This window comes from Sphingomonas sp. FW306-05-A, from assembly GCF_058782275.1.
The window spans coordinates 142,027-159,556 of sequence record NZ_JBYSXN010000005.1; the positions used below are offsets into that span (position 1 = coordinate 142,027).

Annotated in this window: 14 protein-coding genes and 1 pseudogene; 10 read left to right on the forward strand and 5 right to left on the reverse strand. The window is 59.0% G+C overall.

What is annotated here, in order from left to right:
* Positions 1 to 146: 146 nt before the first annotated feature.
* The 6 genes and pseudogenes from AC3WJR_RS19430 to AC3WJR_RS19455 form a co-directional block, all read left to right on the forward strand.
* Complete coding sequence (locus AC3WJR_RS19430) at positions 147 to 437, forward strand: ribbon-helix-helix protein, CopG family (protein WP_354283462.1); 291 nt, start codon at positions 147 to 149, stop codon at positions 435 to 437.
* Entirely contained in the window at positions 427 to 2,769 is a 2,343-nt protein-coding gene (locus AC3WJR_RS19435; protein WP_492727186.1) for a type IV secretion system DNA-binding domain-containing protein, read from the forward strand. The genes AC3WJR_RS19430 and AC3WJR_RS19435 overlap by 11 nt, the downstream gene beginning before the upstream one ends.
* Positions 2,770 to 2,780: 11 nt before the next feature.
* Positions 2,781 to 6,005, forward strand: a complete 3,225-nt coding sequence (gene mobF, locus AC3WJR_RS19440; protein ID WP_492727187.1) for a MobF family relaxase — start codon at positions 2,781 to 2,783, stop codon at positions 6,003 to 6,005.
* A 193-nt stretch (positions 6,006 to 6,198) separates the two neighbouring features.
* Positions 6,199 to 6,321 carry a hypothetical protein gene (locus AC3WJR_RS19445; RefSeq protein WP_492727188.1) on the forward strand — a complete coding sequence of 41 codons (123 nt, stop codon included), beginning with the start codon at positions 6,199 to 6,201 and terminating at the stop codon, positions 6,319 to 6,321.
* 642 nt (positions 6,322 to 6,963) lie between these two features.
* Positions 6,964 to 7,647, forward strand: coding sequence for an AAA family ATPase (locus AC3WJR_RS19450; protein ID WP_492727190.1), 684 nt, complete (start codon positions 6,964 to 6,966; stop codon positions 7,645 to 7,647).
* A 536-nt stretch (positions 7,648 to 8,183) separates the two neighbouring features.
* Positions 8,184 to 8,264 (forward strand): annotated as a pseudogene (locus AC3WJR_RS19455) (HU family DNA-binding protein); the annotation flags it as partial.
* An 83-nt stretch (positions 8,265 to 8,347) separates the two neighbouring features.
* Here AC3WJR_RS19455 and AC3WJR_RS19460 read toward each other — a convergent pair.
* A complete protein-coding gene (locus AC3WJR_RS19460; protein WP_492727191.1) occupies positions 8,348 to 8,626 on the reverse strand; it encodes a PAS domain-containing protein in 279 nt (92 codons plus the stop codon).
* A gap of 1,430 nt (positions 8,627 to 10,056) precedes the next feature.
* On the opposite strand from AC3WJR_RS19460, the gene AC3WJR_RS19465 reads away from it, so the two are divergent.
* The 3 genes from AC3WJR_RS19465 (at position 10,057) to AC3WJR_RS19475 (ending at position 10,935) form a co-directional block, all read left to right on the forward strand.
* On the forward strand, positions 10,057 to 10,344 hold the full coding sequence (locus tag AC3WJR_RS19465; protein WP_492727193.1) for an HU family DNA-binding protein: 288 nt from the start codon (positions 10,057 to 10,059) through the stop codon (positions 10,342 to 10,344).
* A complete protein-coding gene (locus AC3WJR_RS19470; RefSeq protein WP_492727195.1) occupies positions 10,274 to 10,459 on the forward strand; it encodes a BrnA antitoxin family protein in 186 nt (61 codons plus the stop codon). Before AC3WJR_RS19465 ends, AC3WJR_RS19470 begins: the two co-directional genes overlap by 71 nt.
* A 347-nt stretch (positions 10,460 to 10,806) precedes the next feature.
* On the forward strand, positions 10,807 to 10,935 hold the full coding sequence (locus tag AC3WJR_RS19475; RefSeq protein WP_492727197.1) for a hypothetical protein: 129 nt from the start codon (positions 10,807 to 10,809) through the stop codon (positions 10,933 to 10,935).
* A gap of 1,612 nt (positions 10,936 to 12,547) precedes the next feature.
* Here the strand turns inward: AC3WJR_RS19475 and AC3WJR_RS19480 are convergent.
* Both AC3WJR_RS19480 and AC3WJR_RS19485 read right to left on the reverse strand, forming a co-directional pair.
* Positions 12,548 to 13,165, reverse strand: coding sequence for a hypothetical protein (locus AC3WJR_RS19480; protein WP_492727198.1), 618 nt, complete (start codon positions 13,163 to 13,165; stop codon positions 12,548 to 12,550).
* A 511-nt stretch (positions 13,166 to 13,676) separates the two neighbouring features.
* Positions 13,677 to 14,300 carry a class I SAM-dependent methyltransferase gene (locus tag AC3WJR_RS19485; RefSeq protein WP_492727200.1) on the reverse strand — a complete coding sequence of 208 codons (624 nt, stop codon included), beginning with the start codon at positions 14,298 to 14,300 and terminating at the stop codon, positions 13,677 to 13,679.
* Between the two features lie 135 nt (positions 14,301 to 14,435).
* Here AC3WJR_RS19485 and AC3WJR_RS19490 point away from each other — a divergent pair, with 135 nt between their 5' ends.
* The gene (locus AC3WJR_RS19490) at positions 14,436 to 15,536 is read left to right on the forward strand and encodes a spore photoproduct lyase family protein (protein WP_492727202.1); all 1,101 of its coding nucleotides are present in this window, start codon (positions 14,436 to 14,438) and stop codon (positions 15,534 to 15,536) included.
* A gap of 163 nt (positions 15,537 to 15,699) precedes the next feature.
* Here the strand turns inward: AC3WJR_RS19490 and AC3WJR_RS19495 are convergent, their stop codons facing one another.
* Positions 15,700 to 15,999, reverse strand: coding sequence for a putative quinol monooxygenase (locus tag AC3WJR_RS19495; protein WP_492727203.1), 300 nt, complete (start codon positions 15,997 to 15,999; stop codon positions 15,700 to 15,702).
* A gap of 344 nt (positions 16,000 to 16,343) precedes the next feature.
* Complete coding sequence (locus AC3WJR_RS19500; RefSeq protein WP_492727211.1) at positions 16,344 to 17,501, reverse strand: alpha-L-arabinofuranosidase C-terminal domain-containing protein; 1,158 nt, start codon at positions 17,499 to 17,501, stop codon at positions 16,344 to 16,346.
* Between the last annotated feature and the right edge of the window lie 29 nt (positions 17,502 to 17,530).

Genomic DNA, 17,530 nt, shown 5'->3' on the forward strand with positions numbered 1-17,530 from the left:
AACCGCAGAAAACCGCCATTTTTGCTGGGATCGGATGGGATCACATTTTTCCGGTTTCCGACCGGCTGACCGTTGCAATACCAAGGGTGACTGCCCTATTGTAGCAGCGTCTCAGAGCCCACCAGCCTCCCTGCTAGGAGGTTGGTTTGAAGATACCCTACGTCCAAAGAACCGTCCGGTTCGACCCGCAGCAATACGCGCGGCTGGAAGAGCTTGCCACCAAGCATTCCAGGTCGATGGCCGAGGTCATGCGCCTCGCCATTGCCCATTATCTCACCGGTGAACAGAAGCGCACCGAGAGCCAGCTTCGGCACCTTCGCGTGACCGAATATGTGCAGGTCGCCCTCGACGCGATCATTCGGGAAAACCACCCGGAACTGCGCGACCAGCTGATCGTCGAAACCGACCAACGCGTGAGGCGCTACCATGGCGCGTGATGACCCCCAGAAGCCGCCCCAGGAGCCCCGCAAGGACATCCGGAACGACCGACGTCCAATTCCTCAACAGCACCATTCTGCGCGCGGTGATGCACCCCGCAATTCGGGCAATTTCACCCGTGGGAGCCAGCTGCTCAACACGCAGGTCCTCATGTGGCTGCAGGGCATCAAAATGCCCGTCTACATGTGGCTCGGTGTCTTCGCGATCTCCTACACCGCGATCCTGTCGCTCACCCTCGATGAAAACAATGTCCAGCTCATCTCAATGCGCATTCTATCCTCGCTGTGGGATTGGATCTCGTTCGACCCGATGAAGCAGGTCAATCTGCGCCTCCCGGATAACAGCGTGCGCCATACGTACATGGGCTACGTGCCTTACGTACCGGACGTTGTTCTGGCCTGGAGCAAGGCAGTTAAGGGCCTCTTGGGATCCCTAGCGATCGCCTCGTGCATCACGGTCCCGCTGTCGATTTGGTACGTCGACTTCTCGGCCCGCCGCGGCAAGGCAATGATCCAGGAGCGGCACGAGCGCGGCGCCATGCTGGTCGAGCGTGATCTCCTCTACTCCGAGATCGCCGAGCATAACAAAGTCGAGTTCGTAAAGGAGGCCGCTCGCCTATTTCCGGGCAAGACGACGGAGTACGTCCTAAGCCTCAAATTCAAGGCGCGGAAGGCGGGCGGCATCCACCACCCGTACAGCGTCGCGGGTATCCCTTTCCCGCACCGGCTAGAGCAGTCACACTTCATGACGCTAGGCACCACTGGATCGGGCAAGACAACGGTCTTCCGGAAGCTCCTGGCGCAGATGCGGGAGCGTGAAGACACGGCCGTCGTGTTCGATCTGACCGGGGCCTATGTCGAGGCCTTTTACGACCCCGAGCGAGACACGATCCTCAACCCGGCCGATGCCCGTTGCCCGGCCTGGACAATCTTCAACGACTGCCATTCCTACAGCGATTTCACAGCTGCAGCCGGCGCGCTGATCCCGTCCGATGGCGGTGCCGCGGACCCCTTCTGGGCACTCGCTGCGCGCACCCTCTTCATTGAGATGTGCATGAAGCTCATCGAGAAGAAAATGACCTCGAACAAGGCGCTCGCGGACAACCTGATGACCGCCGACCTAAAGCTGGTCCACAAGCACCTCGCCAACACCATTGCCGACCCGATCACCGCCCCCGAGGCGGCGAAGATGGCGGAGTCGATCCGCGCCGTTTTCAACACCAACGCACAGGTGCTGCGCTTTCTGCCCGACGACGGTCCCCAATACTCGATCCGGGACTGGATGACCTCCGAGAAGAAGCCTGGCTCGATCCTGTTCATCACCTCGAACTACACCGATCTCGAGATGAACCGGGCGCTGCTCACGCTGTGGTCGAACCTGGCGATCCATTCGCTCATGACGATGAAGAAAACCCGCGATTTGCGCACTTGGTTCGTGTTTGACGAACTCGGCGCACTGCATCGCCTGCCGGCAATCGAAAGCGGCCTCCAGACCGCCCGAAACTTCGGCGGAGCGATGGTCCTTGGGCTCCACTCGTTCGACAAGCTGATACAGGTCTACGGCGAGGAAAACGCGCGCAACCTATCGTCGCTGGCGCGGACAAAACTGATCCTCGCCGCGGCCGACCTCGACACCGCGGAACAGGGCTCCCGCTACATCGACAATCGCGAGATCCGGCAGATGGATGAGGGGTATAGCTACGGCTACAATAACACCCGCGACGCTTCGACCCTGACCCCTCGTAAGCAGATCGAGCCACTGGTCATTCCAGACGACATCATGAACCTGCCCAGCCTGCACGGTTTCGTGAAATTCCCAGACGGCTTCCCCGTCGCACGCGTCCGGCTCGAATGGGAGCATTATCCGACCGTCGCCGAAGGTTTCATCCGGCGCAAACCCGACAAGCCGGACGCGCCTGATAAGCCTGTTCGCGGAGGAGGTGGCAAGCCGCAGGGTGGCGATGTTGATGTTGGTCGAGGTGACCTGCCCGTGATGGTTGAGGAGGGGGCGGCGCCCGCCAACGAGGCGAATGATTTCGCGGCCAACATCCTGTCGCAGCCGACGGAGGGCGAGGTCGATAATTCGCGCGACGGGATGCCGCTCGAAGCGACTGCGCGCAGCGAACCGCCGGTGCTTCTCGCCGACATGCGAGATCGCTCTGACCGCGATCATCGTCACGAGAGCACAAAGCCGTCGGATGGCCAGACGGCGCTCTCACGGGGCGATCATCGGGAGCAGAAGGACAATGCGGCGCAAGAGGCCGAACGTTCTGAAGACCTGTCGATTAGGGAGGCGCGGGACGCGTTTCCGGACGACGGATACGGGCTGTAACGATGCTTTCAATGTCATCCGTGAAGTCGGCGTCAGGAGCCGCCAACTATTTCGCCAAGGACGACTTTGTCAGCGGCGGATATTACACCGACGAGGCGGCCGGCGATGGCAGCATGTGGGGTGGCGAAGGTGCAGCCGCCGCAGGCCTTACCGGCACCGTTCACAAGGAAGCGTTCGCCAAGGTTCTCGGCGGTGAACTTCCCTCCGGTCAGAAGGTGGACGTCAGGGAGGGCCGTCGACCCGGCTTCGACCTGACCTTCTCGGCACCGAAGTCAGTTTCAGTGATGGCCTATATCGCGGGCGACAAGCGGATCCTTGGGCCGGAAGGAGCTCACACCAAAGCAGTGCAGCAAACGATGGCCTGGGTTCAGAAAAACCTCGCCGCCGGGCGCGTCACCAAGGACGGCAAAACCGAAACGGTGAAGACCGGTAATCTGGTGTACGCACTGTTCCAGCACGACACGAGCCGCGCCCTGGATCCACAGGCGCATATCCATGCAATTGTCGCCAACATGACCCAGATGCCCGACGGCAAATGGCAGGCGCTTGATGCTCAAAAGCTGTGGGCGGGCAACACGGTGATCGGGTCGATTTACCACAGCTTCCTACGCAATGAGATGGAGAAGCTCGGCTATCAGGTTCGGATGGACGGCAAGCACGGTACGTTCGAGATTGCCGGGGTCCCGAAAGAGGTTCTGGAGACCTTCAGCCAGCGTCGCGAACAAATCTTGGAGAAGGCGGCAGAGCTCGGAATCGTATCGCCCGAGGGGCGTAACAAGATCACCGTCAACACCCGCGATCCGAAGCTGAATGTAGAAGACCGAGACGGTCTCGTTTTGGATTGGATGCGGAAAGCCGCAGAGCATGGCTTCGACGGCAAAAAACTGCTCGAAGGCGTGCTGAAGGCCTCAGCGGAACGAGAAGACGCTGGTCCGATAGGGCGTAGCTATCAGGCGATTGCCGATGCGGTCAGCGACGCACGTGAGACGGTCGCTGGCCTGCTCCGCTCGCCCGATCCCCTCGTTGATCGTGGCTTCGTCCGCTTGGCACAGTCTACCGGCCAGGCGAACGCGCAGCTCGCAGTCGCACCAGCGATCCGCATTCTTGGCCAGCGCGAAGCAGCATTCGAGGTCGATCAGGTCAGCAAGAAAGCGCTCGACCTCGGCCTGAAGGGCGTGACGATCAACCATGTTGAGACCCGCATCGAACAGCTGCTGGAAAAGGAGAAGCTTCTCGCCGGTCAGATCGAGGTCAAGGGCCGAATGGTCGATGCCGTCACGACCAAAGAAGCGCTGAAGACTGAAATGTCGATCCTCTCCATGGTGGACGCAGGCAAAGAGAAAGCGACCCCGATCGTCGCTGCTGTTGATGCTCCAGACAGGTTGCAGGCGGCCTCCCCGTTCGAGTTGAACGCTGGCCAGCTCGCCGCAGCAACATTGCTCGTATCCAGCACTGATCGCATCGTCGTCGTCCAGGGCGTCGCCGGTGCCGGCAAGTCGACAATGCTCCAGGCGACGGCAGCTGTCGCGCGCGAGGAAGGCAAATGCGTGCTGGGCCTCGCATTTCAGAACAAGATGGTCACGGACCTGCGAGAAGGCCTGAAACCGGGCGAAATGTCGGTCGACGATATGAAGGCGGCCGGCATCGAGGCGCAGACCATCGCTTCCTTCATCTGGGAGAACCAGAAGCACGTTGCCAACCCGAACACGGCGGAGGCGCAGGCCAAGCGCTACGAGATGAAGGAGACCCTTATCGTAATCGATGAGACGTCGATGGTCTCCGATACCGATATGCTGAAGTTGCTCACAATCGCAGACGTGCTGGGCAACGAACATCTTGGTGAGATTGGCGATCGCCAGCAGCTGCAGCCCTTCGATCGTGGCAAGTCCTTCTCCGCGCAGCAGGCTGCCGGCGTCACTATGGCGCGGATAGATGACAATATTCGTCAGCGAACAGACCAGCTCCGCACCGTCGCGGCGCTGACCAACGCCGGAAAAGCATCCCAGGCGCTGAGAGTGCTCGGGGACAAGGTCGTCGAGGACAATAATCCCGCCGAGAAGGCTTCGGAGCTATGGCTGGCGTTGTCGCCTGAGAATCGAGGTATCACCGCAATCTTCGCCTCCGGCAAGGCGGCACGCGCCACCATCAATACGACCGTGCAGGCTGGCTTGCTGAAGGACGGCACGTTGAAGGGCGAGGGTTTGGCGCTGACAGTCCACGAGACGGTCAACCTGACCCGCGAGGAGTTGCGATATGCACACGTCTACAAGCCGGGACAGATCCTCCACGTCCAGGGAAGCGTTGCCGAGATAGGGCTCCGGCACGGCATGTCCGCGGTGCAGCGGGTCTTTGCCAATGGCAAAGTCGAGGTAGAGAACAACGGCAGAAGAGTGCGGTTCAACCCACAAAAGGTCGATCCGCTGATCGACCGCGACCGGATGCAGCTGACCACGCTCGAAAAGGTCACGGTTCATGAGGGCGACCGCATCCGCTGGACCGCTAACGACAAAGACCGCGGCATCAACAATGCGGCAATGGCGACAATCACTGCAATCGAGGGCGGTCGGGTCACCGTCGAGTTGGCCTCCAAGGAGGCACTGACGCTTGAGAGGGGCGATCCGATGCTGTCGCAGCTGGACCTGGCCTATGCGCTGAACGCGCATATGGCGCAGGGCGTGACGGCCGACAAAGCGATCGGCGTGATGCACAGCTACGAGAGCAACCTGTCCAATCAACGACTGACCAACGTAGTCGTCACCCGCGTCCGGGACGATCTTACCATGGTTGTCGACAACCAAGAGAAGCTCGAACGCCAGCTCGATCGCAATCCCGGCAACAAGACCTCTGCGCTCGAAAGCCTCGGCCGGCTCGACATCGATGGGTCCGGCGCGACGACCAAATCCTTCGATGACGCACTGAGCAAGGCGATGGAGGGCCTCGACAAGGCGGACAGTGAGCCGATCCTGATCGATCCGGCCAGCCTCGACATGAACGACCTGCCCCCGATGGGAGAGTCCACCACGGACTATTCCGACCTCGCGAACCTCGATCGCGAGATCCCACCGATCAAGGACGGCGATAACGCTGAACGGCATGACACCCGGGCGGACCGAAGGGACGACGAGCTCGGGATGCGGCCGCTCGACATGGATAACCTCAGCGCCCTGCCCGCGATACTCGCGTCGAATGAGCAAAGCCGCGGGCTGCCTGAGAAGAACCTCAGCTTGGATATGTGATAATGACTGACAGCCAAACCACTGTGATCCTCTGCGGCACGAGCGACACCGTTCCCTTGGACATCCTAGGGCTGCTGCTGAGCCGAGCGTGGCAAGGTCGCGGGCGTCCGATGATTGTTGACGAAGGCAGCAATCCAGACGGCTTAACTGAACAACGGGAACGCACATGAGGCGGGCATTCGCAATGCCTGGGATGCTGACGATCGCAGCCACCACCGCGACGGCGCAAGAGATCGGCTTGGGCGGTATTGGCTTTGTTGAGGACACGGAGGTGCGTCGCTGCTGCCGCTCGCTGGCGGACATCGCGCTGGGATAGGAGTTTAGCGCGGCAACCCCAACCGACGAGCTTCCTGGCGCTATGGCGGTCTTGGTCCGGGTAGGTGGATTCAACACGGTGACCGCCCGCGTGTTGGCCCCTCCCCTTGCTGAACCTACCGGTGTGACAGTCGGGCTATTTCCAAGTCATCGACCGCGAAGCGGGTTTCGATGCCCTCCAACGCGAGCGGCAGCTTGATGCGGGTGTATCGGGCGCCGGCGCGATAACCCAAGCGACCCCAAAGGCTGCAGATTGTCTAGTGCGAGCGGGGGTGGGCTATTCCGACAATGACCCTTGGGGCGTTTGTGGTGATCTAGGGCTGCGAGCCACAGCGTTGGTCTTTGGTCCAACTGGATATTCGCAGGATATCCTTTCGATATGGCGGCCGTCCAAATAAACTATCGAAATATCAAGCCTACCATATCGATAGGCTGCCATATACAAAGGCGAACCTATGCATAGGCTATTATAGCAATAGGCAACCATATTAATAGGCTAGCGATAGGCTTTAAAAAGGATATCCAAAGTATATTTCTTGCGCTATCGATAGAGCTCCGATAGGCCACCGACAACCTATGCGTGGTCAATCGATCGCCATAGGCAATTAGTAGCCTAGAAAAATGGTAGTCAGGAAACGCAGGCATGCCAGCGATATCAGTAGCAAACCCGAAAGGGGGCGCCGGTAAAACGACTCTTACGTTCATTCTCGCTGGTGAGTTGGCTCGTAGTGGCGCTTCGGTGGTTGTAGTCGATGCTGATCCAAACGCGATCATCGCGAAGTGGGGCGCTAGGCGAACCGCTGAGGGGAGGGCTCTTCCGTTTGAGATCGTTGCAAGCCCTAAAGAGTCAGAGCTAGTAAAGGTCCTAGACGCTCTAACCGAGAAGAACGACTTTGTATTAATTGATCTTGAGGGGACTGCGTCCCGAATGACATCGCGAGCACTCGCCCGCTCTCACTTGGTACTGATCCCGTTCAATCTCTCGCCGATTGACGCCGAATTAGCAGCGAATGCCGTTGGTTTGATACACGAGGAGGCGGAAGCACTAGGCCGAGTTATTCCGTACCGCCTAGTCCGAAGTCGTGACAACGCGGCAATAGAAACGAAATCGGCGAAACGAATTACATCAGCAATTAGGGATGCTGATCTTCCCTTGCTTAGTAAGGGGCTGGTAGAGCGAGCGGCTTACCGTGACGTATTCGATTTCGCATCAACGTTGGAAGAACTGACCGATGAAAGGACTTCAGGCCTCGCGGCAGCCAAACGAAATGCATTCGAAGTTGCGTACGCGGTCGTAGAGGCTGTGCGCGAGGAGACTGACCGATGAGCGGTTATGGGTTCAAGAAGCCTAATGCGGCATCGGCTGACGACGTAGCTGACAAACTCAATCTTTCCGGCCTCTCAAAAGCGCCTCTCCGAGTCGATCCAGTGAGGGAAGAGGAGGCAGTTGCGCGTGGCGCTGCAATGGGGTTCGTTGATCGCGCGCAGGGGGAGGGCGAGGGTGTCCTAGCTCGACCTAGCCGACGTCGGCGGGAGACCGTTGCTCAAGGAAATCTCTTCATTAAGGGCCCACAGGAAACGCTCGACTGGTTCGTAGACTTTACAAACCAGCGTGGTCACCGTGCCTATTGGCAGGCACTTGAGGAGCTGCGGGCTCTTGCCGCCAAGGGTTAGCATCCTTCTCGAAGGCAGATGCTCGTCGGAGGAGGGAGGCGGACGATGATTTGTAGTCCTACTCAAGTGGTGTCTTTGGTGAGCATTTTTTTTGATAGATCGGTCGCAGGCGGCAGACCGGAAATCGCGGGGTCTCGCTAAGCTATACTTAAACGGTACCGCAAATTTGTCACAACCTGCAAGTCCAACATTGTCTCACTGACAGGCTTCGGCAAGTTGACGGCCAAAGACAGCCCGGCACGTGAGGCTCGCAATCTGGCGAGCGGCAAGGCCATCCAGATTATCGTTGCGACCGATGCGACTGCCCAGTGTCCGGGCAGTAGTGCAAGCGGGTCACGACCGGGCAATGGGTATTACCTATGGGAAATGAAATATCCGCATTCACCTACTGCAGGAGCGCTCCTCCACGCTGCCTTTGCTGTCTCACGATCATCGGGGTGCACTACGTTTAGCCAACCGGATCCGATGCTATCATCGGCTGTTTGCCCTGTATATCGAGCCCATTGTGGGCTGGACCAAGTCCACGACCCTTGCCCCACTGAGCGCCAAATCATCTGCGGCATGCCCTCGACCAACGCAAGGAGCCAAGCCCCGCTCTCGCGAGAGACAACTAAATCAGCAGCCTTGTTCAAAGCATTACCCTGTTCGCAACTAACATAGCTAGGCTAGCTAAAAGCAGGTCCTTATAATTAAAATAGTTTAATCATTTTTGGACGATTACCTGTTTTTGCGTTTAATGCCTAGAACCGTGAGCTTAGACCGCATCGCTGCTCCAAAGCGAACTACCTGTTTTGCCCGATTTTTAGGTCGTACAGACGGCCGATACGGCCGCGAAGAAGCTCCCGCCCAACAAGATGAATGAATGTCCGAAAGTAGGAGGCGAGGGAGAGCGCTCGAACGTCCACAAGTGGGTCTTGCCAGACGCGAAGAGGACCGGTGGTTAGCGCCCAATCGTCGTCGTTTGCGGTCCGTCCGCTTTTGACCTTCAGTGGTAGTCCGACCTCGTGCCGTTCCCTCCATGCAGCACCCCCGCTTGCCGCCATCGCGGTAGCGGGCGTGCTCTCGATCTCGTAGGTGGCTCGCCGATGGCGAACCGAGGATGCCCGAATGAAGCCTATCGCCGCCGCCACATCCGACCAGGTGTGCAAGATGCTGCGATTGATGGCCGCCGACGCTCGCGCATCACTCCCGAAGACGTCTCGCATGCTGGGAAGGGCGCCAAAATACCTAGCGAGTGCGTCCGCGGGGCCGGGCTGAAGCAGCTGACGCTGGCAGATCGCCAGTTGCTCGCTCAGCTTTCCGGATTGATCCCTGATCAACGCGAACGCGAGAGCTGGTGACGTTAGCAATTTACGGCGCATGTACCCGCGTGATGCACAGCCCGAGCCTTATAGGAAAGCGCATTCAGATCATGCCGCACTTGTATGTAACGGATTAGTAGCGCTTTAATCATTCCCCCTTTCGCTGCGGAGCAAAGTCGATGATTCGATTGCATTATCCCGACGGGCTGCCGGTCAACTTGGAAGACGGCGTTGTGACCTTCATCGAGCCGGCTCGTAACGGGGGTACACTAATCTGGATTGGGTCAGAGGAGGACTCTCTCGCGATCCATGCCAGAGAAGATTACGCAATGGTGTGGGCGGCGCTTTTCCCGGCGCAACCAACCATCTGCTGACTTGCGTCAACATGCTCCAACAAGCTAGATTTCAATTTCGGACAAAGTCATCAGGTTACGCGCAATTGCGATCCAGCGTCGAAGATCGTCGGCGTACGCACACAGGGCGCGTTCTGACCGATTGTCCGTTAGCTGGTCGGCCAACCGACTCACTCTGCTCAACTCAATTTCCATTTCACGCCTGTCAAACATCGGGAATCTCCAGCCCCCGCTCTTGATATTCCGATCTTCGCAGAATTCTGATTAAAAAATAATTAAATGACGCCTTGTGAGAGTGTTAACTAGGGAACGTCAGAGTTCTTTACCGCTCGATCCGTATTGAAATTCGTAGTAGGCCGGTGACGCCAGCCGCCGAAGACACCGGCTCTGAGCATCGAGGAAAATAAAGTGACCCGTGCTCAACTTATGACGCTGCTTGCTGCCCAGTACCCGGAACTGCAAGCCTACGAAATTGAAGGGATTGTAATGGTTTTCTTTGACACAATTGTGGAGCGCTTGGCTGACGGCGGCCGGGTTGAAATTCGGCGCTTTGGATCATTTAGTACGCGTGAGCGCGTTGCTCGCACTGGCCGCAACCCGCTGACAGGGGAACGGGTACAGGTCAATGCCAAGCGCAGTCTGCATTTCACGCCGGGTAAGAATTTGCGAAAGCTCGTCGCTGACTCGAAGGTCTGATCCCGCACTAGGCTTGTTTGTATGGGAAGCGAAGTCGCTTCGTAGTTTTCGCGCGGACGGTCCCGGCTGGCAAACCCGGATCAACGAGGCGGTGCGCGAGGCAATTAGTCTTTGAACCCTACGCCACCGCCACACCGCCGACGTGCACAGGACGCTGCGATCGCTTGTGGCAGAGCATTGCGTAACGTTCGCAGCATTGTGGGGGACGCTACGCCGGCATCGGGTATCGGGCGCGCTTCGCGTGGGGCGCCGGGCCCAATCGATTGCCAGCGAGCAACGTCGAGCTATTAGTGCAGTTCTTTCGGGTCGATCCGCCCCTTTTCAGAGACCGAGAAGTGTGGGAGTCGCTAAGACGGCTGCTGTACACTGGAATGGTCGCAGTCAGAGTTCAACGCCGCCCTTGCTCCCGCGCCGCCCGTCTAGCCTTTTGCTCGTATTGCCGGGGACAGTCAGCCTGGTTGAATGAAGAGCCCATCCTCTTCCACGCTCAACGATGCCCCCGCAGAAATGTCGGACCGCGACCTGCTGGCGGAGTATCAGCACAGCGGGGGCGAGTCCGGCGATGCCAAGGTCGAGGCGGCCCTCGCATAGATCCAGCGAAGGGATCTCGATTTCTGACGCGCACCGACGTCGACTGATCAAAGACAATGCTGCCGACGCTTAGCTGAGTATCACTTCAATTAATCAACCCGCTCCCCTCCCAGTGTGCGGTTTGGCTACCCGATGCCTATGCTTCGTGCCGCTGCGGCGGTGAGGGGGCGTTCTGACCAACAAGGGGGAGAGCGGTAAGCTGCGCTAAAATCGCTTCTGATAAATAATTCATCAAAAAGATGACACTGTATAGGCAGTTAACTCTTTACTCAGACTTATGCATGGTATTGGGGTTGCACTACCTCTCCAGTGCATCTCTCAGTACAATTACTTGTCCGCAACGATCCATCGTTGCGGGCAGTTTTTTGAGCTAATGATCTCGAACTAACTTTCCTCACCGCCATTCAGCCGAACTTGTGTGCGCAGAATGGACTATGCCTTGCGTCCTGTATTTTGGGTGAGGTTGCGGATTGCTAGGATGACAACCTACGCAACCGGGCCAATCCGGTATTAAATTATCGTTTCAAAACAACGGTTAGGGCTATTAAATCAAAATCGTTTCGTTATCCTGACGGCGTCGGGGTCCTTACCGACAGTGTTTTCTCCCCTTAAGTTAGAAACGCTCCTTGGCCCGTAACGATCAGTCCTTACGGGCCATTTTTTAGACTCTGCGATGCGGGAAAGGAATGAGCAACGTGATAGCTGAAATGCAGCAGGGCATGGGCCTGCTTGCGCATTGCGCCGCTCGAGTGCCCTTCGCGCCATATCGTTGCGTACTTCCTTCAGTCCAAACGTTTCTACGATGTGTGAGCAGGCTAGCGTAGCTTCTTAGCGAGTTTTGCTGCACGTGTGAGCGTACGTCACCCGCGTCCGTGTATCTGGGCGCGGGTAACGCTTGATAATTTGGCGCGATATGCTGCCTACCGCAGCGAGCTTACAGGATCGCGTATATTATGTCGGAGAATATCGCCGCTAATGATCTAGTTCGCAGGAAGCTTGGCGGACCAGCCATGTTGGTACTGTCGCTTGTTGATGCCGGACATGGCGCAATGCCAATGGCAATATGCGCCTGGCCAGAGAATAAGAGGTTCGCCCGCATCGCAGTGCCCTTGGATCAGTTGATCCTTGTGTCGTCAGAGTAGCGCTGTCCCCACCTATCGCGTGTCCACGGTCATCAATCGCTACGCTCCGTTAGTAATTCGATCGCAAACGTTCCTCCAAGCGTCAGGCCGGATGGTAATCCCGGGGTGCGGAGAAACGATTTGAGCAATGAAATGTTTGCCGGGGCACTAGTCCGCACGGCATCAGGCGGCCCTGTCTTGGTTGTGCAGGCGATCGGCGAGGGTGGGCTTGGCATCGGCACGTGCGCACGCACCTGCTGGTTCGAACGGGGGCAATTCGAAATTGCAGAGATTCCATTAGCCGATCTCGTGTCCGCCAATAGCAAGACCCATGCTAGCCCATCGCAGTCCCATACCGTAGGGCCGTCAAAGCACTGGCTTTCGCGGAGTTGGCGTGCGCATGAGAACAAGCTCAAGATCATTGGCGCCGGATTGCCGATTGAGCGGCTATGGTCGTTGCGTTTACAACATGTGCGGACAGACGCCAAACCTCAATCGTCATAGTTAGCGACCCTCCAAAAGCAACGACCGCGCTGCGCCCATCGGTTCTGGCAAATCACGCCGGTCATGCCTGCAAGCGACGGCTGGCCAGTCACGGACACCCGTGCGCCCACCGCGAAATCGTGTCGTTCGGCGCGCAAGGCTTTCTCCCGTTCGCGTTTGGTACGTAACGCAGCGCTACGAATGCGGCGTTGTTCCTCTCGCGTCTCCGCATTACGAAGTGCTTCGATAAGTTCGGCGGCGAGCCGCTCCTCCTCCCGCAGCCCAGACACAGAAGCATCTTCGATCAACGGGATCCGCCCGGCGTGAGAGAAGAGCAAGAACGGGGGATGCTGATGTGCAGGGTAGCCAGCCATATGAGCGAACGTAGCGAGGCCACTGGCCTGGGCGAACACGAACGTCGGCAAGATCGGCAAATTGATCTCGATCGTGGCTCTCCGGCCCTTCGCATCGGGCTTTCCATGCGGTCGCTTGATGGTGCGGGTAGGCGTCCACACGTCAAAGCCCGCCTCAGCGAGCGAGCGGGCTAGGTTGAGCGTCCGGCCGCCCGAGGTGCGCAGGATGCACCAATCCGTATCGTCCCTGCGCCGTGCTGCCTTCCTACTCATATCCCACCCCTTGAACCTTGATACTGAATTGAAAATGCGTGGGGCAGTCATGGCGGTGGCCTCGCGATCGCAGATCCGCCAGACGGTGGCGTCATCACCCGACGTTCCAAGTACTGCGCATCAGGCCCGCACCGATCCGCGCCGAACCAAGAATTGGAACGCTCACGAAGTGCGGGAACCTCGTGCCGGACCTCTCCAAACACGGGGTCAAACTCTGCCCTTCGGGCACATACCGGGCGTTGACCGGGATACGGGCTGAAGCGGAACGACACGCAATCTGCGCAGACGGGCATTCGCCTCCTCCGCGGAGCTCTGCACGAGTTCTGTTCAGATAATCGCGTGCGGTACGGCAGCTAACCACGAGCTTAGGACGTTCCGTGGGCTGATTTAGGTGCCGAAGAACTGCCGTTCAACCAAATGAACGAATGTCCGGAAGTGACAGGCAAGGAAGGGCGTCTGCATGTCCGGGTATGGGTCTAAAGACCGCTTCGGTCCGCAGCGAACGCCGCAGTCAGGCGTGGGCGTCAACGGCGATCAGGAGATCGCCGGAACGCCCGTCGGCGAGTACGAGCGGGCGGATGTCGCTGAAGCCTGCTTTCTCGCAATATAGCCTGATAAGGGTGGCTTGGCCTTCCACGTCGAGGTGGCGCCAGATCGCCACGGCTTTCGTGGGGAAGCAACGGTTAGAGTAACTGGCCACGATCACGCCACCGGGACGCAGCACGCGCCGTAATTCTCGGAAAACCGAGACCGGGCGCTGCAGGTACTGGACGCCGACGCAGATGAGAACGGCATCGAAAGCGGCGTCGGGCTCGACGAGGACCGGGTCGTGATTGAGGTCCTGGACGAACCACCGGCCAAGCGATGGATTGGCCCCGAGCTCGTCGGCGTTCATGCCGTGCCCGACGACGTCCAGAGCCAAGTCTGGCGGCAGATGGCTGACCCAGCTCGACATGAGGTCGAGTACGCGATCGCCCGGCTTGAGTAGAGACGCGTAATGGCGGGTCAGCGCGACAACCGCAGCGTCGTCGATGTGCGTGACGAGGCGGGGGGCCGAGTAAAAGTCGAGATCCGCCTCGCTATCTTGCTTGTCGAAAGCGTCCTCGGGAAGCCCCAGTTCCTTCGCCTCGCTCATGATTTGCCCCCTACGGTGATTGGCCTGCGAACCTTTGGCTGCAAAGCGGTCTTGCTGGCGACATCCGGGGGTGCTCTTCGCGTTCATGCTGCAAGGACGTCTGCCAACCCGTGACGTTCCTCCTATTCCTCGGACATGGCGGCCCCAACGCTGAAACCCCATATCGTCTACATGGCGCTCCCCCGGACCCTTATCGATCCCAAACTCATCTATGTGGAGCCGGCGGTGCGGGAGTATCGGCGCGGTCGGGAGGTTCTGGCGCGCTTTCCAAATGCCGAATTGGTCGAGGTGGCAAGCCACTGGCGGATACCTCAGCTCGCCGATCCGGCGCTCGCCGAAGATTGGTTGCGGGTGAAGCGCGAAACGCTCGTGCTCGGCGTCAAGAAGGGCATGGCGATGCGGCCCAATGGCCGCTCAGCCGACTTCATCGCGCCATCCTCGTCTAACGGCTGCGCAATGGCCTGCGCCTACTGCTACGTCGGACGGCGGAAGGGCTACGCCAACCCAATCAGCGTCTTCGTCAACGTCGACGACGTCACCCGTGCGCTCGCGCGGCACGCCACGCGGCTTGGTCCCAAGGTCGAGCCCAACACCATTGATCCCGTCGACTGGGTCTACGACCTTGGCGAGAACGGCGACCTGTCCGTCGATGCCTCGCTGTCGGACAACGTCCGGGACTTGGTGGCTGCGTTCCGCGACATCCCGAACGCCAAGGGCTCTTTCGCAACCAAGTACGTCAACCGGGACCTTCTCGACTACGATCCGCAAGGCCGTACCCGCATCCGCTTCAGCCTGATGCCTGATACGATCGCCAAAGTAGTCGATGTGCGCACCTCGCCGATGTCGGAGCGGATCGCCGCCATCAACGACTTCGTCGCGGCGGGCTACGAGGTTCATGTCAACTTCTCGCCCGTGATTGTTCACGAGAACTGGGAGGCGGAGTGGAAGGCCCTGTTCACAGAGCTGGACGCGGCGCTCTCGCCGGCGGCCAGGGCGCAGCTCAAGTGCGAGGTCATCTTTCTCACCCACAATGAGGGGCTGCATGATCTCAACCTCCAGTGGCACCCCCGCGCCGAGGAATGGCTGTGGCGGCCCGACATTCAGGAGGCCAAGTGGAGCCAGTCTGGTATGCGGAACCTGCGATACAAGGCGAGCTGGAAGCGGCAGTGGCTCGACCGCTTCTTGGGATGGCTCAAGGAAGCCATGCCATATTGTCAGGTCCGCTACGCCTTTTGATCCGAAAGCCGATACCCCTGTGACGCGAAATCCAGCGTGCAAACCCCGTTTGGCTTCGCAGTGCGGTCGGATCACATGGATTAGCGTCCGCTTCGTGGAACCGTCGACTGGGCAACAGCGACTAAAACTGGTGTATTTCGGTAAGTGGGACGAAGACGCCGAATCAATCGGCGACGTCGATCGCGAGCGTCTTGATGATAATCGGTCGCGCTGTCGCGAGGTCGCGTGCGGCCAAACCGAATGCTTTGAAGTGGTCCGAAGCCATATGAGAAGCAACGGCGGCATCATCAACATAGAGTTCGTTGAAGACGTAGCGCTGTTCGCCGTCGGTTTCACGCCACAGGTCATAGTGCAACACGCCAGCTTCAGCGCGTGAAGCGGCGACGCAGGGGATAGCCACCTCGACGAAGGCGTCTTCCTGTCCAGGCTTGACCGATACGAACGCAACGACCTTCACCGACATCGTCGATCTCCCGATCCAAGATTGCTGAGTGGACACATTCGGTCATGACATCAAGCGTCCCGATCGACATGAATGAATGACCGCTTCGGGGAAGCCCCACTTGAACCACGAACGACCGGAAGTGGGTCTAGCCGGCCACCGAGCTACCGGGCGGCTAACGCCAATAGCGGATCTCAGTTTTTTGGCGGAGTCGCGCCCCCCCAAGAAGTGCAGGAGGGACACGTGCTTGACTGAATGTAGCGTTCTCCTCGCCTGACCCTGTAAACCGCACGATTTTCGTGAACATCGTATCAATCACAACGGGCGTCCTGCGGCACCTTGTAAGATACGTTACACTGCACCCGCTACTGCGTGACCGACAGTACCGTGACCGATCTTGGTGGTAGCGTCAGGCTGATCCGCCCGTTGCTCACGCGAGCAGCAATCTGCCGCGGCACGACCGTGTTCGGCTTGTCGTGGGTGTTGACGGCATCGACCCGGTCGGCGGTCAGCACCGTGCCGGACGCGGTCTGCGCCCGTATGCCTTGGAGCTGCGCATCGATTTGCGCCGGCGCGTTGGGGTCGACGTTCGTCAACGCGATCCATAGTTTTCCGTCTTCTGCGCGCGCGGCGATCGCGTCGATGCGCGGTAGGCTGACATCGCCGAAACGATAGGTGCCCGCGTCAAAGGTGATTGGCAACCGCGTCGCATCCTGGAACGGCACGTACATCTTGAACAGATGGTAGGTGGGCGTCAGCACCATCTTCGGTCCGTCGGTCAGGATCATCGCCTGAAGCACGTTCACCATCTGGGCGATCGCGGTCATCCGAACGCGGTCGGCATGGCGCGCGAACATGTTCAGGTTGATGGAGGCGATAATCGCATCGCGGATCGAGTTCTGCTGATGCAGAAAACCGTCGCGGCTGCCGGGCAGCTTGGCCAGCCAGACGCCCCATTCGTCGATGACCAGCGGGACCTTCTTGGCCGGGTCGTACTTATCCATGACGGCGGAATGAATGCGGATCATATCCTCCATCTTCAGCGTGTCTTTGATCAGGGTCGCATATTCGCGCTCACCGAACCCAGTGCTGGCGTAGGTCGGCGGCCAGCTGACCCAGGTATAATTGTGCAGCGACACCCCTTCGATGCTCCAGCTCCAATCGTGTCCCTTCCACGCGCGCATCACCGCCTCGGTATAGTCGGTCCCCGGCGATCCCGGCCCGACCGCGATACGCCGCATGGGACTCGATCCGGCGACCGATCCGCCCGCCGGGTTGTCTGTACCTTGCTGCTTGAGGTTCAGGTTGCGCGCGAAGCGGGCGTAGCGCTTCATCTCGTCAACGTAATATTCCGATCGATACGCGCCGCCGCAGCTCCAGCTTTCGTTGCCGATACCGAGGAACTTCACCTGGTAAGGATCGCGGTGACCGTTGGCGGCGCGTTCGGCGCCGGCAGTCGTGCCCGGGTCGGCGGTCATATACGCCATCCAGTCGGCAGCTTCCTTGACGCTCCCCGATCCCATGTTGACAGAGATATAGGCCTCCGATCCGA